Origin of the sequence: Xanthobacter variabilis, assembly GCF_043831965.2 — a bacterium.
Lineage (GTDB): Bacteria > Pseudomonadota > Alphaproteobacteria > Rhizobiales > Xanthobacteraceae > Xanthobacter.
The window spans coordinates 2552027-2573517 of record NZ_CM195533.1; the positions used below are offsets into that span (position 1 = coordinate 2552027).

Annotated in this window: 16 protein-coding genes; 3 read left to right on the top strand and 13 right to left on the bottom strand. The window is 68.8% G+C overall.

Annotated features, from left to right (window positions below; translation table 11 throughout):
• Positions 1-46 precede the first annotated feature (46 nt).
• Positions 47-1414 (bottom strand): sigma-54-dependent transcriptional regulator, encoded by a 1368-nt coding sequence (locus V5F26_RS11015; RefSeq protein WP_394945932.1) that lies wholly within the window; start codon positions 1412-1414, stop codon positions 47-49.
• 16 nt (positions 1415-1430) lie between these two features.
• Positions 1431-3206, bottom strand: a complete 1776-nt coding sequence (locus V5F26_RS11020) for a sensor histidine kinase (RefSeq protein ID WP_394945933.1) — start codon at positions 3204-3206, stop codon at positions 1431-1433.
• A 286-nt stretch (positions 3207-3492) separates the two neighbouring features.
• Between V5F26_RS11020 and V5F26_RS11025 the strand changes: the two genes are divergently transcribed.
• From V5F26_RS11025 to V5F26_RS11035, 3 genes are all read left to right on the top strand, one after another.
• Entirely contained in the window at positions 3493-4191 is a 699-nt protein-coding gene (locus V5F26_RS11025) for an SIMPL domain-containing protein (protein ID WP_394945934.1), read from the top strand.
• A gap of 130 nt (positions 4192-4321) precedes the next feature.
• Positions 4322-6052, top strand: coding sequence for an NUDIX domain-containing protein (locus V5F26_RS11030; RefSeq protein ID WP_394945935.1), 1731 nt, complete (start codon positions 4322-4324; stop codon positions 6050-6052).
• Between the two features lie 349 nt (positions 6053-6401).
• Positions 6402-7076 (top strand): FecR domain-containing protein, encoded by a 675-nt coding sequence (locus V5F26_RS11035; protein ID WP_394945936.1) that lies wholly within the window; start codon positions 6402-6404, stop codon positions 7074-7076.
• 3 nt (positions 7077-7079) lie between these two features.
• Here the strand turns inward: V5F26_RS11035 and glsA are convergent, their stop codons facing one another.
• The 11 genes from glsA to V5F26_RS11090 form a co-directional block, all read right to left on the bottom strand.
• Positions 7080-8891, bottom strand: coding sequence for a glutaminase A (glsA, locus tag V5F26_RS11040; protein ID WP_394945937.1), 1812 nt, complete (start codon positions 8889-8891; stop codon positions 7080-7082).
• Positions 8892-9084: 193 nt separating this feature from the next.
• A complete protein-coding gene (locus V5F26_RS11045; RefSeq protein ID WP_234051943.1) occupies positions 9085-9669 on the bottom strand; it encodes a response regulator transcription factor in 585 nt (194 codons plus the stop codon).
• Complete coding sequence (locus V5F26_RS11050) at positions 9659-10987, bottom strand: ATP-binding protein (RefSeq protein WP_394945938.1); 1329 nt, start codon at positions 10985-10987, stop codon at positions 9659-9661. Before V5F26_RS11050 ends, V5F26_RS11045 begins: the two co-directional genes overlap by 11 nt.
• A gap of 238 nt (positions 10988-11225) precedes the next feature.
• Positions 11226-11348 carry a cytochrome bd-I oxidase subunit CydX gene (gene cydX / locus V5F26_RS11055; protein WP_234051941.1) on the bottom strand — a complete coding sequence of 41 codons (123 nt, stop codon included), beginning with the start codon at positions 11346-11348 and terminating at the stop codon, positions 11226-11228.
• Between the two features lie 15 nt (positions 11349-11363).
• A complete protein-coding gene (cydB, locus tag V5F26_RS11060; protein ID WP_394057599.1) occupies positions 11364-12521 on the bottom strand; it encodes a cytochrome d ubiquinol oxidase subunit II in 1158 nt (385 codons plus the stop codon).
• Between the two features lie 4 nt (positions 12522-12525).
• The gene (locus V5F26_RS11065) at positions 12526-14103 is read right to left on the bottom strand and encodes a cytochrome ubiquinol oxidase subunit I (RefSeq protein WP_394057601.1); all 1578 of its coding nucleotides are present in this window, start codon (positions 14101-14103) and stop codon (positions 12526-12528) included.
• 859 nt (positions 14104-14962) lie between these two features.
• On the bottom strand, positions 14963-15847 hold the full coding sequence (locus V5F26_RS11070; RefSeq protein WP_394945939.1) for a lytic transglycosylase domain-containing protein: 885 nt from the start codon (positions 15845-15847) through the stop codon (positions 14963-14965).
• Positions 15801-17360 carry a flagellar hook-length control protein FliK gene (locus tag V5F26_RS11075; protein ID WP_394945941.1) on the bottom strand — a complete coding sequence of 520 codons (1560 nt, stop codon included), beginning with the start codon at positions 17358-17360 and terminating at the stop codon, positions 15801-15803. Before V5F26_RS11075 ends, V5F26_RS11070 begins: the two co-directional genes overlap by 47 nt.
• Before the next feature lie 230 nt (positions 17361-17590).
• Entirely contained in the window at positions 17591-19624 is a 2034-nt protein-coding gene (locus V5F26_RS11080) for a MotC family chemotaxis protein (protein WP_509210501.1), read from the bottom strand.
• Positions 19621-20775, bottom strand: a complete 1155-nt coding sequence (locus V5F26_RS11085) for a flagellar motor protein MotB (protein WP_234053948.1) — start codon at positions 20773-20775, stop codon at positions 19621-19623. The genes V5F26_RS11080 and V5F26_RS11085 overlap by 4 nt, the downstream gene beginning before the upstream one ends.
• On the bottom strand, positions 20768-21490 hold the full coding sequence (locus V5F26_RS11090) for a hypothetical protein (RefSeq protein ID WP_394945942.1): 723 nt from the start codon (positions 21488-21490) through the stop codon (positions 20768-20770). Before V5F26_RS11090 ends, V5F26_RS11085 begins: the two co-directional genes overlap by 8 nt.
• Between the last annotated feature and the right edge of the window lies 1 nt (position 21491).

Here is a 21491-nt window from a genome sequence, read left to right on the forward strand (position 1 = left end):
CTTTCCGCTCAGGGCCGCTCAAGATGAGCGGGCGGAGCGGGCCCGCTCAGAGGCCTAGGCGCTGGAGCCGGCGCTTCAAGGCGTGGCGGGAGATGCCCAGGGTCTCCGCCGCCCGCCCCTTATGGCCGCTGGAGCGGCTGAGCGCTTCCAGCAGCAGCTGGCGTTCGGCGTGGTCCATCTGGTCGTCGATGGTCACGGTGGGGAGGGCTTCCGGCTCGCTCTGGGGCGCCGCCGGATGGGGCAGGGCGCCGCGCAGCTCCTGGGGCAGCACGCCGGGGGTGATGGTCTCGCCGGGATAGAGAATGGTGAGCCGCTCGATCAGGTTTTTCAGCTCGCGCACATTGCCGGGCCAGGGGTGGGCCTGGAGCAGGGCGGCCGCCTCGGGCGCGAAGGAAATGCGCGCGCATCCCTCCTGGTGGGCATAGCGGGCGGCGAAATGGTCGGCCAGCACCAGCGCATCGCCCACCCGCTCGCGTAGGGCGGGCACCGCCACGTTGATGACGTTGAGCCGGTAATAGAGATCCTCGCGGAACTGGCCCTCGCGGACCAGCGCCGCAAGATCGCGATTGGTGGCGGCCACCACGCGCACATTGCCGGTGTGGACGCTGCCCGCGCCCACTGGGCGATAGGTGCCATCCTCGAGGAAATGCAGCAGCTTGGCCTGCAGGGCCAACGGCACCTCGCCGATTTCGTCGAGGAAGAGCGTGCCGCCCTCCGCCACCGCCACAAGGCCGGTGCGCTTCTGGTGGGCGCCCGTATAGGCGCCCTTCTCGGCGCCGAACAGCTCGGCTTCGATGAGCTGCTCCGGCAGGGCGGCGCAGTTCACCTCCACGAAGGGCTGGTCGGCGCGGCGGCTGCCGGAATGGATGGCGCGGGCCACCAGCGCCTTGCCGGTTCCCGACTCGCCATGGATGAGGATGCGCGAGGTGCCGCTGCCCGCCACCCGCTCCACGGCCTCCCGCAGCGCCACCATGGCCGGGCTGGCGCCGATGAGGCTCGCGGTGGAGAGCTGGCGGCTGCGGTGGTACTCGATCTCCTCATGCATGCGCCGCCGGTCGAGGGCCTGGCGGATGCAGTGGATCAGCTCGTCGAGCTCGAACGGCTTGGTGAGATAGTCCACCGCCCCGGCCTTCACCGCCTGCACCGCGGCGCGGGTGTCGCCGTGGGCGGAAATCATGATGACGGGCAGATCGGGGGAGAGGGCCTTCAGCCGGGCCAGGGTCTCCATGCCGTCCACCTCGGGCATGCGCAGGTCCACCAGGGCAAGGTGGATCTCGCTGGCGCGCAGCGCGTCGAGGGCGGCGGCGCAGCTGTTCACGCCCGTGGGCTTCAGCCCTTCCTTCTTCAGCGCATAGACCAGGGAGCGCACGAAGGGCGCTTCGTCGTCCACCACCAGAATGGATGCGGCCTGCATGGCTTGGCGTTCCTCCTCAGGCCCCTTCGCGGGTCGGGTCCGCCGCCGGAAAACTCAGCGAAATCAGCGTTCCAACCCCGAGGGTGCTCTCGATATTCATTGTGCCTTCATTGGCTTGCACCATCTGTTCGCTGATGGTGAGGCCGAGCCCCGATCCCGTCGGCTTCGTGGTGAAGAAGGGGTCGGTGACGCGGGCGATGTCCGCCCTGGCGATGCCGTGACCGTCATCGGCGATCTCGATGACGGTGCGCTCCCCCTCCCGGCGCGAGCGGAAGGTGACGGTGCCACCGCGGGCGCAGGCCTGGATGGCGTTCAGGCCCAGATTCACGAGGATCTGTTGCATGTGATCCTCGTCCGCCAGCAGGCCGACGCTGGAATCCCCGGTGGAGGCCAGGTGCACGCCCTGCTCGGCGGCCACCGGCTTCAGCAGAGTGGCGGTGCGGCGCAGCAGCTCGCGCACCGCCTGCGGGCCGCGGGCGGCGGGGTGGGGACGGCCATAGGTGAGCAGGTCGTTCACCACCCGGTTGAGGCGGTCCACCTCCGCTTCCAGGTCGATGAGCAGCTCGCGGCGGTCCTCGTCCGGCTCGTCGCGGCTCAGGCTCTGCACGGTGGTCTTCATGGTGGCGAGGGGGTTTCTCACCTCGTGGGCGACCCCGGTGGCGAACTGGCCCAGCACCGCCATCTTCTCCGTGTGCACGGTGCGGTCGATCATCTCCTTCACCCGCTCCGCCATGGTGTTGAAGGCGGAGGAAAGGGCGTTGATCTCATCGGCCTGGCGGGTCATGGGCAGGCGATAGGTGAGGTTGCCGCTCGCCACCGCGTTCGCGCCCTCCACCAGCAGGTCCACGCGCCGGCGCATGCGCAGCCCCAGATGAACGAACAGCGCCACCACCCCGATCATCACCAGCGCGCCGCCCACATAGAGCCAGCTCCGCGCCGAGCGCAGCGACGAGATCAGGTCGGGCGAGCGGCGGTCGCGCATCAGTCGCCAGCCCGGCAGCACCTCCGGCCCCGGCGCCAGCTCGCGCGCGTCGGTGATGGGGCGGCCGGTGGCGTCGAGGATGGCGCCGGAGGGGGTGGACAGGAGCAGCCGCACAATGGCGCTGGTGTTGGATTTGTCGAGCTGCTCCGTCATCGAGGCGAGGCGTACGTGAAGGGCGACGCTGCCGCCGGTGCCGTTGGCGCTCTCACGCATGGGCCGGCGCAGCAGGATCCACCCCGCGCGGCCCGGCTCCGGCAGCGTGGGGCCGATGATCTCCACCCCGTCCTTCACCACCAGCGGCAGCCCGGCGATGGACCAGCCCTTGGTGGTCCAATAAGGCGGGCCGGAGGCCGCCTGGCCGGCAATGGCATATCTGAGCTTGTCGTGGGCGTCGAAGAACAGGATGCCGTAAAGGTCCGGAACGTCGGCTTCCAGCCGCAGCAGCGCGGCAATGTCGGCGGTGGCGGCGCCGTCAGGATCGGCCAGGAAGGCATTGAGGCCCGGATAGTTGGAAATCTTCGCCAGCTGGTACTGCATGGTTTCCAGGAAGGCGGCCATGCGATTGGCGGTGGCGGCCTCCTGCGCCGACTGGCGCTCGCCCACCAGTGTGGTTTCCAGTTCCTTGGTGAAGCGGTCATAGAGCGCGCCCACGCTGACCAGGGCCACCGCGAAGATGGTCACCGTCACCACCACATAGCGGCCCACCACGCTGGACAGGCGCGGATATTGGCCGCGAAACAGGCGGCGCAGGCGTCGGGAGCCGCCAAAAGCGGGGCCGGCTGGCATGGGGTGCGGATCTTCGATGGACAAGATGGCGAGCACCTAACCACAGGTTCCGCCAAATCCAAAAGCGATGAAAGGTGCGCGGGTGTCGAGATGGTGGTGCAACCCTGTGTGGCCACCTTTGCGAGCCTCCGGGCCCGGGGCCACGCGGGGCTGCGGGAGTGTCGGTTCGGGCTCAAGGCGGAGATGGTTATTTTCAGCCTGGGCATGCGAGGGTCGTGGGCAACGGCGCGGCTGCCCCATTGGCGCCGTGTTCGCGGGGTGGTGTCGCAGCGTCCGCAACCGGTGCGGACGGCTGCCTTCGAGGTTCAGGATGCTTTCGCCCCTCCGTGTCGCCGCTGCTCTCGCCTTTGTCAGCCTTGCTGCTCCGGCGGCCCTCGCGGCCTCCATCACCGTCACGGGACAGGCGAAGGTTTCAGCCGAGCCCGATTCGGCGATCTTTTCCACCGGCGTGGTGACATCGGGCAAGACCGCGGCGGATGCCGTCAGCGCCAACTCCAAGGCCGTGACCGCCTTGATCGAGGCCATCAAGGCCGCCGGCGTAGAGGCGCGCGACATCGCCACCTCCAATTTCTCGCTGCAGCCGCAATATGCCAGTTCGAACTCGGCCAAGGAGGCGCCGCGGGTCGTGGGCTTCGAGGTGCGCAACAGCGTGCGCATCACCGTGCGCGATCTGGCGACGCTGGGGCCGCTGCTGGACAAGATGGTGGAGGCTGGCGCCAACCAGGCTTCGGGCCTCGCCTTCACTTTGTCCAACCGGGCCAAGGTGGAGCAGGACGCGCGCGTGGCGGCCGTGAAGGATGCCATGGAGCAGGCCAAGGTGGTGGCGGATGCCGCCGGGCTGCGGCTGGTGCGCATCGTCTCCATCCAGCCGGAGGCCGACGGCTCGGGCCCCATCATGCCCACGCCCATGCTGATGAAGGCGGAAGCGCGCATGGCGGTGCCGGTGGAGGCTGGCGAGGTTGAGGTGCGCGGCCGCGCCACCATCGTCTACGACGCCGAGCCCCAATGATGCCCAGCGGCCGACTTCCCCTGAAGCGCGGCTGTGATAGATCAGGGACTCTGACTGATCTTTGATCATGCTCGCGGGGTGCGCCACGGCGCTGCACCCCGCGGCTTTCGGGACCCGAGGCGGATCGCTGATGTCTGTGGTTGGCAATGGACACCCGGGGCGGCGGGTGCAATATGCCGCTCTGCCCTACCGCGTGCGCACGGATGGGGAAGTGCAGATCCGCCTCATCACCTCGCGTGAGACGCGGCGCTGGGTTATTCCCAAGGGGTGGCCCATCAAGGGCCTGTCGCCGGCCAAGACGGCGGCGCGAGAGGCCTATGAGGAAGCCGGGCTGATGGGCTCCATCGCCCGCGAGGCCATCGGCATCTATACCTATGAGAAGAATCTCGGCCTGCGCTCGGTCGTGTGCGATGTCATGGTGTTTCCGCTCAAGGTGAAGCGGCATCTGCACAAATGGCCCGAGCGCTCGCAGCGCTACGGCTTCTGGTTCTCCATCGATACAGCCGCCGCCGCCGTGCAGGAGGAGGATCTGAAATGGCTGATCCTCGCCTTTGGCGACCAGATGGCCGCGCGGCGGGCGGCCAAGCTGAAGGCTGCGGCATCCGCCGATGGCGCAGGCAAGCAGAAGGCTGTCAAGGGCGAGGGCAAGGCCAAGACGAAGCACGTCGGTGAAGCCGCGCTGCTGGCCCCCGCGCTGCCCGTGGTGGCCCCGGACGCAAACGCTCTCAGTGAGGAGCCGCCCAAGCGCGGCGCAAAGGGCCAGACCAAGACGCGGGCGAAGTCTCGCGCGAAGGAAGCCTCCAAGCGCTCGGACGAGCTGGAGCCGGCTCTTGCGCCGCAGGCCGAGGCGCCCGCCAAGGCTTTAGCCACGCCCAAAACTCAGCCCGCCAGCGCGGCCAAGCCCAAGAGCGCGGCCAAGGCCAAGGGTGAGGCCAAGGCCAAGGGTGAGGCCAAGCCCAAGGGTGAGGCCAAGGCCAAGGGTGAGGCCAAGCCCAAGAGTGAGGCCAAGCCCAAGAGTGAGGCCAAGCCCAAGAGCGCGGCCAAGGCCAAGAGTGCGGGTAAGGCGGAGGCCAAGCCCCAAGCTTCGGCAAAGAGTGCGGGGGGCGCCAAGACCAAGGACGCGGTGGCTGAGGACCGTGTCGTGCCGCCGCAAGCCCCTGTGGCCGAGACGGCGGCCAAGCGCGCGAGCGCCCCGGCGGGCGGTGCCAAGGGCGTCGCCACGACGCCGCTGGCCCGGGCGAAGCCAGCTCTCAAGCCCCAGGCTTCATCCCGGCCGAAGTCCCCGGCGAAGGTTCAGGCCAAGCCCAAGGCTCTGCCCCCAATCGCATCCAAAGCTGCGGTGACGGCCAAGGCCCCGGCGGCGTCGCCGATCGCGGTCAAGCCGGAAGCCAAGCCCGTCGCCAAGCTCAGGCCCGTTGCCAAAAGCAAGCCCATCGCCAAGCCGAAACCTGCGCCCAGGGCTGAGATCAAGGCAAGTCCTGTGATCAAGGCAGCTCCCGCGAGCCGGGCGAAGCCGGCGGACGCGGGGGGTGCGGTTCCGTCCAGGGCGAGCAGGCTAGCCAAATCCGGGCCATCGCTGGGGGCGACCGGCGGTCTGGCTCAAGACCCGATGGCGCCGACGCCCAAGGCGGGAAAGCCCGCATCCTCGTCCAACAGGATGTCGCCCGACGGCACGGGGGCGCAGGAGGCCCTTGCGACCAGCAAGGTCGCGAAGCGCAAGGGTGGCACCGGTGACGCGAAGAAGGCCGCCTCGACGAAAGCGGCAGTGCTGGCGGCCGGGGCCAAGGCTGAGGGCCTCGAAGGCGGAGCCCCACCCGCAAGCGCCAAGCCTTCGAGAAAGGCTGGCAAGAAATCGAAATAGGTGGCGGCCGCGCTGTCTGGTGGCGTGCGGCCGCGAGCATGTTCCCATGTCGCGGTCTTGAGGAAATGCTACCGTCGATTGAGTTGACGGGTTTTACATGCGGGTGGGAGCGGCTTTGCTCGACACCGGCCGGGCCCTCCCGCCTCAGGCGCCCACTGGTGCCGAGAGCCGGCGGGAGCGGGCCAGATCTCGATGATGTCACTGGCTCCGTAGGGGGATTTCATGCTGTGTGCGGTGTTTGGCAAGCGGGCGCGAAGAGGGTAAGAGGCGCGCAGGGCGATCACAGCCGTCGGCCGCCCCGTCGCGAGGGAACGCCGTCCGGGATGAATGATGACGAGGGACGTTATCGGTGACCGTGAAGACAGATCTCGATAACGGGTGGAGCAGGCGCGGGCTGATACGCTGTGCCGTGCTGCTGGCGGGCACCGCCGCCGCTTTCGCCGTGCCACGGCCCGCCTGCGCCAAGGACCCCATCGCTGTTCTGGCCGCGACTGGCCGCCCCGGCATCGGCACGCTGGAAGCCATCGCCGGCGGCGTGAAGGTCGAGCGCGACGGCGTACCCCTGCCGGTGGCGCAGGGAGATGCGCTGATCGTCGGCGATACGGTGTTGACCGAAGGCACGGGCCGCGCGCTGCTGCAGCTCGGCAATGCCACCCAGCTTCGCCTGGGGGGCGACACGCAATTGCGCATCGATCATTTCACCCCCGGCGGCGAGGCGGCCCTGACCCTGCGCGACGGCGCCATGCTCTACACCCGCTCCGCACGCGGCCAGCAGCCTCCGCTGAGCGTCACCGCCCCGTTTGGAGAGGTGGCGGGCCGGGCCGGGCGCCTGTTCGTGGGCCGGGTGGAAGGGCAATATGGCGTGGCGCTGATGCGCGGCAGCGTGAAGGTGGAGGCCGGCGGCGACACGCTGAACCTGGAGCCGGGCGACGCTGTCGACATTCCGCGCAATGGCGTGATGCCCGCCGTGCGCCAGCCCTGGAGCGAGGCGCGCATCCGCCTGGCCCTGTCGCTGGTGGAATAGCCGTCAGCCGGTGAGCATCTCGATGCGGGCGGTGGCGCGACGGATGCGCCCGGCGAGCAGCAAAGCAAGGTTGCGGACGATCCGTTCCCCCGCTCGCGGGTGCGTCTCCTGGAAGGCGCGGAAGTCGTCCATGGAAAGTTCCATGCACACCACTTCCCCGTCGCTGCGCACGCTGACCGTGCGCGGCTGCTCGATAAGCGCGAGTTCGCCGAAGGCCATGCCGGGGATGAGGGTGTCGATGCGCGTGCCCCGGCTGTCGCGAGCGCTCACCACGCCCCGCAGCAGGAAGTAGACCCGCGTCGGCGGCTCATCGAGCGGCATGATCTCGGTGCCCGCGGCATAGACGGACCGGCGGCACAGGCGGGTGAGCTCCGCCAGTTCCTGCGGCGCAAGGCCGATGAGCAGGGCCTGGCGCGCCAGATCGAAGTCCGCGGCGCGCTCATGGAAGCCGCCGTGGCGATAGATGATCTGGTCTTCCGCCCATTCCACCGCCGCCTCATAGGTGGGGAAGATGCGCACCTGGGCGCCTTCGTTCTTCAACGCCCACACCCGCGGTTCCACCGGCGCGCCGGGGCTGACGCCAGCCACCACCGTGGTGGTCGTGGCGGGAAGCTGGGTTTTCAGCATGCCCAGCAGAAGCGCCATGGCCGCATCGGTGATGGTGGTGACGCGATGCAGGTTGAGAATGAGGAATTCCGGCACCATCCCCGGATCGGCGAGGCGCCGGCTCACATAATCCATGCTGGCGAAGGAGAGCTTGCCGGCCAGCTCCAGCACGCGAATGGCGCCGGGGCAGGCGGCCAGGATCTCATCCTCCCGCTGCTGGCGCCCGGGCTTGGCCGGCACGGTGTGGAAATCATAGTCCGCGAGCACGCAGGCGCGCACATCGTCCCGCCGCGAGAGCATGTGCAGGTCGAAGGCCTCGGCGATCATCTCGCAGGTGCGGATGCCGCGCACGCTGTTGCCGTGCTGATCGAGGCGGGGCGAGAAGGTGCCGAGCCCGAGCTGCGCCGGCAGGGCCGCCAGGATGCCGCCGCCCACCCCGCTCTTGGCCGGCACGCCCACCCGGTAGATCCACTCGCCGGCATAGTCGTACATGCCCGAGGAGCTCATCACGGCGAGGGTGCGGGCGATGGCATAGGAGGAGGCCACCGCCTCCCCCGTTACCGGATTGACCCCGTGATTGGCGAAGGTCGCGCCCATGATGGCGAGGTCGCGCGCCGTGACCAGCAGCGAGCACTGGCGGAAGTAAACGTCGAGCACATCATCGACCGTGCCGCGGATGCCGCCATAGTTGCGCAGCAGATAGGCGATGGCGCGGTTGCGGTCGCCGGTGGCGCGCTCGGACAGGAAAACCGCCTGGTCCATCTCCAGCGTGCGCCCGGCGAAGCGGCCGAGGGTGGCGGCGATCAGGCCGAAGGCATCCTCGCCCATGGCGTCGGCGATCAGGCCGCTGCAGGCGATGGCGCCGGCATTCACCATGGCATTGAAGGGGCGGTTGTCGGTGGTGAGGCGGATGGAGTTGAAGGCGTCGCCCGAGGGCTCGACGCCGATGGCTGCCTCCACCTGATCGGCCCCCAGGGTGTCCAGAGCGAGAGCGTACACCATCGCCTTCGAGATCGACTGGATGGTGAAGGGCACCATGGTGTCGCCGGTCTCGTAGACATGCCCGTCAATGGTGGCGAGGGCGATGCCGAACTGGTCCGGATCCGCCTTGGCCAGCTCGGGGATGTAGCTGGGCACCGCGCCGTCCTTTAGGGCGGCGAGGCTGTCATGGGTGTCGATCAGAAATCGAAGCAGGGGGGTCTGGAGCACGGCAATCCGAAGGGCGGCACGGGTGGACACGGTCCGCTGCCAGCGGGCCACTGGAAGCATCAGCTGAATTCAACCGGAATGCCTGCCGCTCCGCACCATGAAAATGCTTCAGATCGACAATTTATACCGTCGCTTGCCCCCGTGGCCGACGCGCGACGGATTTTTGGGAGGGGATGCCTGCTCTTCGCCCGCGTCACGTCACCTGTCGTTTGGCGAGCTTTCGGGCCAGGGTCCGGCGGTGCATGCCCAGGCGGCGGGCCGTCTCTGAGACGTTGAATCCGGTTTCCGCCAGCGTTTCGTGGATGCGCTCCCATTCCAGGGTCTTCAGGGAGCTCTGGCGGGCGCTGAGCGGCACATCCGGGTCGCCCTCCACGCGGCCGAAGGCGGCCTCGATGTCATCGGCATTGGAGGGCTTGGCCAGATAGTGGCAGGCGCCGAGCTTGATGGCCTCCACGGCGGTGGCGATGCTGGCGAAGCCGGTGAGCACGACGATCCGCATGCGCGCATCCAGCTCGTGCAGCCGGCGCACGCAGTCGAGTCCCGAGGCGCCGGAGGTGCCGGACAGCTTCAGGTCTACCACCGCAAAGCCGGGGTGGAAGGTCTCCAGCAGCGGGTCGAGATCCTCGGGGCGCAGGCAGACGCGCACCTTGTAGCCGCGCCGCTCCAGGGAGCGCTGGAGGGCGCGGGCGAAGGCGCCGTCATCCTCCACCACCAGAAGGTTCTTCACCGGCGCGGTGGTGGCGGGAGTTTCAGGGGCGTTTTCGGCCTCAGGCGGCATCGGTCACCTCCGGTGCCGGTCCGCGCGGCGGCGTTTGGGCAGCGATGACGGCGAGCGCGCGCACCGGCAGCTTCAGCTCCACCCGCGCGCCCCCCTCCGTCTGGTTGCTGGCATGGATGGCGCCGCCCAGCTTGCGCAGCACATTCACCGCCAGGAACAGGCCGAGCCCGCGACCGGGCCCCGCCTTGCTGGACTGATAGGGCGTGCCGAAGCGGGCGAGCGCTGCCTCGGAAAAGCCCGGCCCGTCATCGGTGACACGCACCACCAGATCGTCCCCTTCGAGCAGAGCTTCGATGCCCACCTTCGCGCGCGAGGCTTCCAGCGCATTGTCGAACACATTGAAGAGGGCTTGCTCGATGACGCTGTCGCTGGCGATCTCCACCTGGGAGACGAGGGTGTTGCGATAGTCGAGCGCGGGCGGGCGGCGGCTGTCGGTCCAACGGTCCACCATGTCGTCGACGAATGTGGAAAGGGTGCAGCGGCGGGCATCCTCGCCCCGCGTCTCGCCGGCGGCGATGAGGATGTGAGAGACGATGGTCTTGCAGCGCGCCAGGGCCGCCTGCATCTCGTCCAGCTCTTCGGTCAGCTCCGCGTCGTCGCGGAATTTGGGCATGTGGCGCCAGTCATTGAGGATCACAGCCAGGGTGGAGAGCGGCGTGCCCAGCTCATGGGCCGCGCCGGAGGCGAGCAGGCCCATGCGCACCACGTGCTCTTCCTCCGCCGCGCGCTGGCGCAGCTCCGCCAGGCGCGCATCGCGCCGGCGCAGGTTCTGGTTGATGCGGGTGACGAACAGCACCACCAGCGCCGAGGCCAGCAGGAAGCACAGGAACATGCCCTGGGTGTGGAGGTCCGTGACCAGCTCGCCGGAATGGAAGCCGGGCATGGGCAGCGGCCGATAGAACCACATGAGCGCGACAAAGCACGCGCTCGCCACCCCCACGATGACCCAGGTGGCCCGCGGCGAAAGCAGGACCGCGCCCAGGATCACCTGGAGCAGGTACAGCGAAATGAAGGGGTTGGTGGCCCCGCCGCTGAGATAGAGCTGGATGGTGAGGGCCGCCACGTCCGCCAGCAGCTCCGCGCACAGCTCGACATCGCTCACCTGCCGCGGGCAGGTGCAGCGGCGGATGGAGATGAGGTTCAGCCCCATCAGCAGCAGAATGACGAGGCCCATCTCCATGACCGGCAGCGCGATGCCCAGCCACAGCTGCACAACGGCGATGGCGAGCACCTGGCCCGCCACCGCCACCCAGCGCAGGGTGATCAGCAGCCGCAGGTTCCGGCAACTGGCATCGGCATCGGTGGCGGGATCGCTCATCGCCGGCCACCTCGCGGACTGGAAGGGCGGGCAGGGGGCGCGGCACGGCCCGGCCAAAGACGGGATAAAGGCAAGCCTGACATCATGTCCAATGATCGTGACGGAAGGGCATGGTCGGGGTCAAGGCGCGCGATGGCCCGATAACCCGGCGCCCCCAACGGGCAACGGCGCCGGTGGAAGCCGGCGCCGTCTGGTGTTGCATGTGCCGCGGGCCGCGGGGGGCCCAGCCGGCGCGGGGTCAGGCCTTGCGGCGCTCGGCCTCGGCGCGGGCGCGGTCATCCATCAGCTCATACCACATGGCGTTGAGCACGGCGAAGGCGGCGGCCAGAGGCAGGCCGAGCAACCAGGCGAAATACCACATAGCGTCTCTCCTTCCTCAGTAAGCGTGGCCGGAGCCGTCGGCGATGGACCCCTGGTCCACCTTCCCCCACAGCACCTTGTAGACGAAGCTCGTATAGGCCACGACGATGGGCACGAATACCAGGGCCACGATCAGCATGATGAACAGCGTCATGTGGCTGGAGGACGAGTCCCACACGGTCAGGCTCGAGCGCGGGTCCACGGTGGAGGGCAGGATGATGGGGAACATGGAGAGCCCCACCGTCGAGATGATGCCGAAGATGGACAGCGAGCTCATGAGCAGCGCGCCGATCTCCGAGCGGGCCCGGAACAGCACGAAGGCCAGCGCCGCCCCGGCGAGGCCGAGCACGGGGCCCGCGATCATCCAGGGATGGGCCGCATAATTGGCGAACCAGACATGCGGCGCCACTTCCACCGTCTTGGCCAGCGGGTTGGAGGGCCCATCGACCACGAACGCGCTGGTGATGCGGTAACCGTTGATGCCGGCATAGAGCCAGACGCCGCCCAGCACGAACAGCACGATGGTGACGAGCGCCGCCATGGAGCCCACGGCGCGGGAGCGCTCGGCCACCGGCCCCTCGGTCTTCAGCACCAGCCAGGCGGCGCCGTGCATCACCAGCATGGCCACGGAGACGAGGCCGGCCAGGATGCCATAGGGGTTCAGAAGTTCGAACAGCGTGGTGCCATCATAGAAGATGCGCAGCTCGTCGTTGAAGTGGAAGGGCACGCCCTGGAGCACATTGCCCACGGCCACGCCCATCACCAGAGCCGGCACGAAGCCGCCGATGAACAGCGCCCAGTCCCAGGCCGACCGCCAAGCGGCGCTCTCCCGCTTCGAGCGATACTTGAAGCCCACGGGCCGCAAGATCAGCGCGAACAGGATCGCGAACATGGCGAGGTAGAAGCCGGAGAAGGACACGGCATAAAGCGCCGGCCAGGCGGCGAAGATGGCGCCGCCGCCGAGGATCAGCCACACCTGGTTGCCTTCCCAGACCGGGCCGACCGCGTTGATGACCACCCGGCGCTCAATGTCCGTCCTGGCCACGAAGGGTAGCAGCATGCCGGTGCCGAGGTCGAACCCGTCCATCAGCGCGAAGCCGATGAGCAGCACGCCGAGCAGCAGCCACCAGATGACGCGGAGCGTGTCGTAATCGATGAGTGTGTGAAGGATCATGACCTTACTCCGCACCAGCGAAGGCGTGGGGAATGAGCTCGGCTTCCGGCCCTTCGTCCGGCTCCGGGCCCTTGCGGATGGCGCGGACCATCAGCGTCATCTCGATGATGAACAGCACCGAATAGATGGTCACGAAGCCCACCAGGGTCGCGAGCACCGTGGTGGCGCCGAGGCTGGAGACGCCGGCCACGGTGGGCAGCACGCCTTCGATGTTCCAGGGCTGGCGTCCCACTTCCGCCACCACCCAGCCGAGCTCGGCCGCCAGCCACGGCAGCGGGATCACCAGCACCGCGAGCCGCAGCAGCAGCGGGTAGCGGTCCAGCTTCCGGCGGGCGGAGAGCACGAAGAAGGTGGCGAGGAACAGGATGAAGAAGAAGCCCAGCCCCACCATGAGGCGGAACGACCAGAACAGGGTCGGCACGCTCGGCACCGTATCCCAGGCGGCCTGCTTGATCTGCTCAGGCGTCGCCTGGCGCGGATCGTTCACATAGCGCTTCAGCAGCAGGGCATAGCCCAGATCGTGGCCGTTCTCCTCGAAGGTCTGCTGGGCAGCCGGGGGAATGGCGGCGCTGTTGCCGGCGGCGCGGATCTGCTGCAGGGCGTCGAACGCCTTGATGCCGTTGTGGATGCGCCCTTCCGCCTTGCCCACCAGCTCCTCGATGCCGGGGATCTGGGTGTCGAGCGAGCGGGTGGCGATGAGGCCCAGCGCCCACGGGATCCGCACGGCGAAGTGGGTCTCGCGTTCGCTCTGGCTCGGCAGGCCGATCAGGGTGAAGGCGGCGGGGGCGGGCTCGGTCTCCCACATGCCCTCGATGGCGGCGAGCTTCATCTTCTGGTGCTCGGTGGCCAGATAGCCGCTCTCATCGCCCAGCACCACCACCGACAGGGAGGCGGCAAGGCCGAAGGAAGCGGCGACCGTCATGGAGCGCTTGGCCAGATCCGTGTTGCGGCCCTTCAGCAGGTACCAGGCCGAGACGCCGAGCACGAAGATGGAGGCGGTCACATAGCCCGCCGACACCGTGTGCACGAACTTGGCCTGCGCCACGGGGTTCATCACCACATCGAAGAAGTTCGACACTTCCATGCGCATGGTCTGCGGATTGAAGACCGCGCCGACGGGATTTTGCATCCAGCCATTGGCGACCAGGATCCACAGCGCCGATAGGTTCGAGCCGATGGCCACGCACCAGGTGGCGATGAGGTGGCCCACCTTCGACAGCTTGTCCCAGCCGAAGAAGAACAGGCCGACAAAGGTCGCCTCCAGGAAGAAGGCCATCAGGCCCTCAATGGCCAGCGGGGCGCCAAAGATGTCACCCACATAGAGGCTGTAATAGCTCCAGTTCATGCCGAACTGGAACTCCATGACAAGACCGGTGGCGACGCCGACGACAAAGTTGATGCCGAACAGCGTGCCCCAGAACTTCGTCATCTGGCGCCAGATGGTCCGGCCGGTCATCACATAGACCGTCTCCATGATGGCGAGCAGCACGGAGAGGCCCAGCGTGAGGGGCACGAACAGGAAGTGATAAAGGGCGGTCATCGCGAACTGCAGTCGCGAGAGGTCGAGTGTGTCGAGGGCCATGAGGTCTATCGGGCGGATCCCGCCTCCTTTCGATGGGTGGCACGCCGGTCGAAATCGCCGGGGCCGGCGATGGACAGACGCCGGGGGCGCTCCATCGCGATGAGGGTCGCAGGCGCGCCCGCCCGCCGGCCGGCGCCTGGGGCGCGGTGCGGCATGGGGTGGGGCGCCGAAAGCTGGTGTTGTCCTGAAAGCGGGACGAACGCGGCGGGTGTCGAACCGGTTCGTGTCATGGATGGTGCCTTGGAATGTCCCTGCGCTGGCCGAATTCAAGCCATGGGGCGTTCTCGCGCCGCCCCATGCGAGGGCGCGAGTGGACAAACTGTCCAAGGCCGTGCGCCCCACCCGCGCCCGGTGGTGCGCGGCGCGCCACGAAATCGCCGTGACAGCAACATGTTCCGGTGGGGCGATGCGCGGCGCCCGGGTCCGGTGTTGGACCAAACGCCGCGGCGCCGCGGATGGAGGAAAAGCTCTCCGGTGGACCCGGGAAGGCGGCCGAAGGCATGCCGGGCGCATCCCCCGACGCGCGCGCTCCAAAGCGGGCAATGACCGGCCTTGGGGGCCCGCCAGTGCGGTTGCGCCGCGTCCTCCAGAGCCTTCCTGGGCGCAGGGGAGCCGGCGCGCGTAAAGGGGGAATCGCGCCAAGGCAAAGGGAAGCCCCCGTTCGCCGTTGCGGCGGGAACCCGGGCGAATCTAGGGACTGCGGCTGGGCGAGGGACCTTAGCCGGCCTCGGCCGACACCGCCGCTGCCCCTCCGCTCAACGGCAGCCGTGAACGCACAGAGGGGCGAGACCGGGAAACCCGGCGCGGACGGACGACGAATCCGGCGCCGCCGCCGAGGATGGGCCCGGCGGCGATGCGCTCAGTGGAGCGAGGTGGGGCTGATTTCGACCGGGGCGGCTGCCGCCTCGGCCGGCTGGACCTGCGCCGTCGCGCCCTGGGCGGCGGCCTCCGGTGTGGCGGCGGCCTGTGCGGGTTCCGGCTTCGGGGGCGGATTATCGCAGAAGGTCTTTGAGGTCTCGGTCCACTGCCCCACGCCGGCCTGCACCAGATTCTTCATCACCCGGCAGACATAGCGGTGCTGGGCGACAGTGTTCTTTGGGCCTGCATTGTAGCGGGCGAGGGCCATGGTCCAGCTGCCATGGCGCTTGCGCAGCTCCTGAAGAAAGCGCGCCGCCTGCTCCACATTGAGCCGGGGATTGAACATTTCCTCCAGATTGTTGAACTCTTCCTTGTGCCAGTAATAATTGACCTGCATGCAGCCGATGTCGATGAGCTGCACGCCACGGCCATTGGCTTCACGGAAAAGCTTCAGGGCATCCTGGAGATTGTTGGAGATATAGTCCTTGCCCTCGATGTAGAGCGTATAGGGCTGAAGAAAGCCGCCATATCCGCTCTCCGTCAGGCCGACGGCATAGAGGATCTGAAGCGGCACGTTGTACTTCTTGGAGGCGCGCGCCAGCTCGCGCTCGCAGATATTGGGCGGGCCACCCTTCCGCGCGCCCTTTGCCGGAGGGCTTGCCGCGCTGGACGTGCGCACGGGCGCGCCCGCGGTGGTCGGCGCGGGTTTCGCCGGCCTCTGGGCCGGCAACGTGGATGTGCTCCTGGTGACGTCCTTCGACGGATCCTTGGGCGCGTCCTTGGGCACCGGCGGAGTTTCCCGCATGGGAATGGTGCCGAAGGACGTCGCGGATGCCGCGTTAGCCGTCAGCAAAGTCAGAAGAATGCCGAGAGCGAGATTGCGCATCTTCGCCTGCCTGGTCCCTGCGGGAATTCCCCTCATTTCTCCCCTGTTCACGTTGCCCGGGGCTGTCCTGATCGGCGCTGGAGCCCGAGGAAGGCTGATTGGTGTTCCATGCCGGCCGGACCGAGGCTTCCACCGGGCTGGAGATGTTCCGCACGATATCGAGGTTGTCGACCTTGGTGCCGCTGGCTTCGATGATCCGCACCAGCGCGTTCTGGTCCTGGGCCAGCATCTGGGCGGTGGCCGCCTCGCTGGCGCGCACCCGCACTTCCAGGCCGTTCGCGGTCAGGCGCATGTGGATCACCACCCTGCCGAGGCTCTCCGGCGTCACCGCCATTTCAAGGATGCGCACCGGGCCCTGCGTGGTGGTGTTCGGCCCGGCCGGTTGCCCGCTCTGCATCCGCGCGGCTTCCTCGGTGATGGCGCGGCTCACTTGGGCCGCGGTGGCCATGGGCAGGCTGGTGATGCTGCCGAAACCGGAAGTCGTGCCGTTCAGGCCGGTCATGCCGGTCGTTCCGGTCGTGGTCGCCGACGTGGCGGCCTCGCCCGTGGTCCCTCGAACGTTCGTCTCCGCCTCGGCCTTCACCGCCGCCTCGGTCGCTGCGAACTCGCGCGCCGCAGCCTTCTGCGTGGTGCCCGTCGCCTGGGTGCCGGCAGCGGCTTCTCGGCTCGCTTCGCCCTTCGCCGCGCGTTGCTGGTCGAAGTTCAACACCGGCGCGAAGTGGGTTTCGCGGCGCGTGACGCTCACCTGGATGCGATTGGTGGGCGCATCGCCATCGGCGGAACCCGTGCCTGACGCGGCTCCATCCGCCGCCTGACCGTTGGACGATGACTGCTTCGCGTCTTCGCCCTGGGTCTTCGTGCCGTCGGCCGCCCGCTGCTGGACGGCGGGCGCCGCTGCCGCGGCGAGATCGGCCAGGGTGTTTGCCGCCAATGTGGAGGCGGTCGCCTCCTTGGCGGGGGTGGTCAGGTTGTCCGCAACGGCTTTCTGCTTCGCGTCGCCGGCCTTTTTCGTGTCCTTGGTGGCGGGGCCGTCGTCCTGGGAAGCCTTGGCGGTCTCGTCGGTGGCCTGGTCGTCTTCCGCCACCTGGTCGCTCTCTAGGCGGACCTCATCGCGACGAATGCCACTCGCGCGCGGAGCCTCCGGAAGAGCGGCGCGCACGGGCTCGGGCTCAGCCGCGTCGGCGTCCACGGCAGTCGTGTCGGCACTGGGCTGGGCGTCGGTCTGCGCGCGCGTATCCGTGTCATCGAACGCCGCGGCTTTTTCGGGCCGCCCATGGCGCGTGGCCTTGGGCTTGGCCTGCCCGTCATTCGCGGCCTCCGCGGGCTGGAACGACGCAGAGCCGGCTTTTTGCCCGGCCGCGTCATCCTGCGACGCGGGCTGCGGGTCGACAGCAACTTCCGCGCCATCGTCAGAAGCGTCGGCGGGGGGGGCCTCCCCATTATCCCACCGCTGCAGCAGCTGGCCGAAGCTGGCGGCGTCGCGGGCGGAAAGGGTCTTGGCCTTGCTTTTCACCTGGACGTCGGAGACCTCCGCGTCTTCGGCGCCGGCCGTCTTGTCCGCGCTGGCGGCGTCCGCGTCCGCCTCTCCTCCCGCTTCCTTGCCGGCCTCTTGGGTCAGGTTCGAGAAGAGGTCACCGAACTGGTTGTCCGCGCTCTTGGCCTTGCCGTGGGTGCCATGTCCGACATGGGCCGCGGTGGAGCCCGTGGCCGCGGAGGTGGCGAAGGAGATGTCGTTGGGAGAGGTCATCGTGGCGCGGCCTTGAGTAGCGCGTCGATCTTCGTGAGAGCTTCGCGGGCACGGGACATGGCGGGCGAGGATTTCGCGTCTTCGGGAGCTGGAGCCGCGTGTGGCTGTACCCGCTTGTCCTGAAGCGAAACCTGATCCGCCTGGCGCAGATTGTTGGCGGCCGCGAGGGCCGCATCGGCAAGGGCCGCATCGGCCGGGTCGAGGCGGTTGCGATCGACCTTTTTCAAAGCTTCCGCCGCCGCCTGGAAGCGATCCGGCATCACCGCCTGTGCGGCGCCCAGGTAAACCTGCGCGCGCTCCGCATCAAGGCTTGCCTTGCCTGCCAGCTCGCTCGCACGCTTGGCGGCGCCGGCCGCCAGCGCGGTCTTGCCTTCCATCAGCGCCGCGCGGGCCACCAGCAGATACATCTCGCGCCGCCCCTGGTCGTCCAGCACGGCGAGCAAGGCCTGAAGCCGCTCCAGCCCGTCGGCGGAATCGCTGGTCTGCATGTGCGCGAGCGCGCTGGCGAAGCGCTGCCGGAAATTGTCGGCATAGGCGGACTGGTTGAAGCGATACAGATATTGCCGGGAGAGCCGCTCAAAGGCGGGCATGTCGTTCGCCTGGGCGGCCACCAGGATCTCGCGACGCAGGGCCGCTTCCTCCACCAGCGTGCCCGGGGCCAGGAGACGCGAAAGGTCCAGCAGGGCGGCGGCCTTGCGTGAGTCCTGGCGCACCGTCAAGGTGGCCTGCGCGAGCGCGATCTGCGCTCCGAGCATGTTTGGCAGCTTGCGGGCATCCACCTCGCCCAGCTCCCGCAGCGCGGCCTCCGCGCGACCTTCGACATAGAGCAAGGTGCCCAGCAGGAGCTTTTCGTCGATGGCGGGTCGCGGGTCGCGGGTGATGATCGCGCGCAGCACGTTCGGTGAGCCGCCGCTGAGGAAATAGCTGATGAGCGCTCGGGCGTTGGCCGGGTCCTGCCACACGGCGGAATCGGCGGCGCCAAACGCTTCATCCATGTCGGCAATCATCGCGCGCTGCGTCGTCACGCCTTCCATGGAGCCGGCGGCGATGCGGTCCTGCAGTCGCTGCAGCCGCCGCACCATCTCTACGGGCGCGATCGCCGAGGCGCTCCTGGGCGCGGGCGCTTGGACGGGGGGCGATGCAGGGCCAGGCGCTCCAGGAACCTCGGGCGCCACCGTTGCCTGCGGGGCGCGCTCAACGGCCGGCGGCGTTGAAGTCGCCGCGTTCATGCTGGCGGTCGCGGGGGGCGCCCCTGTGGCAGGCGCGGGGGCGGCCGGTGGCGTGCTTCCTCCATCCGCGGCAGGCGGCGTGGCCGGGCGCTCGGTGCTGGCAGGGGGCGGCGACGGGGGGGCCTCACCAGCCGCGGCCGCAGGTGTCGACGTGTCGGCGGGAGGGGGAGCCGAGCCGGTGGCGGGCGCAAGGTCCGGCCGCAATTCGGTACGTGTCGGCGCAAATGCCGTGATCGGCGCCGCTGCGGGGGCCGGGCTGGGAGCCGGAGCGGGCGCTGCGGCGGGCGCCGGCGCATGATCGACCGCGACCGTTGCCGGCGCCACCGGAGTGGGGATGCGCGGCTCTGCGAGGGCCGGAGCGACCGGACGGGTCGGGGGAGCAAGGGGGCGCGTGGCGGGCGGCGGCGCGCTGGGAGCTGCAGGCGGGGCCGCTGCCGTTTCGGCCGCCGGCGGCGCGATCGCCGGCCGACGCGGCGGCAGCGGCGCATTGGCGATGGTGGGGGCCGGCGCGCTGGTCGCCGCGCGATTGGCGGCTGGCGGCGCGGCGGGGGGACGCACGGGCTGCGCGGCGCGCGGGGGCGGTGGTGCCGGCTGCGCGGCGCGGGCGGGCGGTGGTGCTGCCGGACGCGGAGGAGGAGCGGGGCGGGCCGCTGCCGGTGGAGGCGGCGCATCGGTGGGAACGTCACCTTGCACGCGCATGCCGCCCCAAGGATCGGCAGATTGCGCATGGGCCAGGGTGGCGGCCAGCAAACCCGCGGAAAATAACGTCCAGCTCGCGAAACGAGAGCGCCCTCGCCTCATGGTGTGGGCGTCCGCAGCAGGATTTCGATGCGCCGGTTCTGCGGTGCATTCGGATCGTCGGCGTTCTTCAGGTCGCGGTCCGCGACGCCTTCAATCTTCACGACCCGCTTCTCGTCCAGCCCGCCGCGCACCAGCATGTAGAGCGCCATGTGCGCGCGCGCCGAGGAAAGGCGCCAATTGTCATACGTCTCGGAGCGGAACGGACGGCCGTCGGTGTGGCCACGAAGACTGACGGCACCGGGCCGCTTCTGGAGTGCGCGCGCGATCTGCTCCATGGCCCGCACCAGCCGGCCATCGGGAATGGCGGAGCCCACCGGGAACATGGTGTAGTCGATGTCGTCGGTGAGGTCGATGACCAGCCCCTCGGGCGTGGCCTTCACGCTGAGATTGGGGGCATGGGGGCCGTTGACAGCACCGGCGAGAACGCTCTTGAGCTCGCCCTCGAGCGCGTTGGCGGCATTGTCCTGGGCGGCCGCCTGCTGAGCGGCCTTGTCGCCGCCGCGCGCCACGCCTTCGCCCTTCGCCTTGGAGCCGGTGCCATCACGGCCGGCAGCTCCGGACGCGTCGCGCGCGGCCCGCTCCTGGGCAGCCTTCTGCTGTGCGTCACGCGCCTGCTGGGCTGCGGTAGCTTTCCAATAGGTGGGGTCGAACGGATCGCGCGTCACGTCACCGGCGCCGGTGCCCGGCGAGCCTTCACTGCCGGACGAGGGCGGGGGCTGGCCGCCGGGGCTGGGGTCGGAATCGTGGGCGAGCTGCTTGAGCACCGCATAGGGATCCTGGAACGCGGCGCGCTCCTTGTCGCCCTGCTGCCGGTCGTCGCCGGCCCCGGTGCCGTGACCGACACTGTTCTTCAGCGCGGACTGCTCTTTCCCGTCGGCGGATGTTCCCTTGTCGGAGTCATCCTTGGGGTCGTGAAGACCCTTCACGTCGCTGACATTCTCGGCAAGGTCGACGGGATTGAAGTAATTGGCGATGGCCTTGCGAGTTTCGCTGTCGGTGACGTTGATGAGCCACATGATCAGGAAGAAGGCCATCATCGCCGTCATGAAATCGGCGTGCGCAACCTTCCAGGCGCTCGAATGATGCTCGGATTCTTCCTCTTCATACCGCTTGATGATGATGAGGTCGCCGTGGTCCTTCTTATCAGCCATGGGCGGCTCCTTCATCCACGGCCGCGTCGGGCTCTGCTGTCAGCAGGCGGGCCCAGGCACCCAGGCGCGTCTCGATCAGGGTATCGCCGCAGGTCGCCTCGATCTCCACCCCGGCGCCGGGGTGGAACGTGATTCCCTCGGGCGCGCCAAGGCGCTCCTTCAGCTCCGCGAGCAGATCTTCCGGGCCGCGCACGGTGATAACCGGCTGGTTCGCTTCAGGCGGCAACGGCCGGTTCAGCAGACCGCCAATGGCTTGCCGCGCCTCCTCGAGAGCACGGTTGCGCATGGCCTCGCCCACGAAGGGCAGCAGGATGCGCCCGAGCACGTCGCTGACCCGCTTTTCCAGGGCGCCGAAAGCATCGGTCATGGTCGCTGCGAGGCGGTCGGCTTCGGCCGCCGTCCATTCGGCGCGGGCGGTCGCCATGTGCTCGCTCATGGTGATCTCGAAGCGCTCGCCATCTTCCCGCCGCGCGGCCTCACTCGCGGCGAGCTCGGCCTTCAACTTCGCGGTTGCATCGCGCACCGCCTGCGACACGGCAAGGCTCACCTCCTCCTGGCTGAAGGTCGGGGCTGCCGGCTTGGGCTGTACGGCGGAAAGGGACGGTGCCTCGCCCCCGGGCCGCTGCCGCGGGCCGCTGCCCTGTCCATCAAGGAGTGCTGGCCCGGTGGTGCCGTCAACGCTGAAATGCGGGAGGTAGCGCGACAAGGTCGGCATG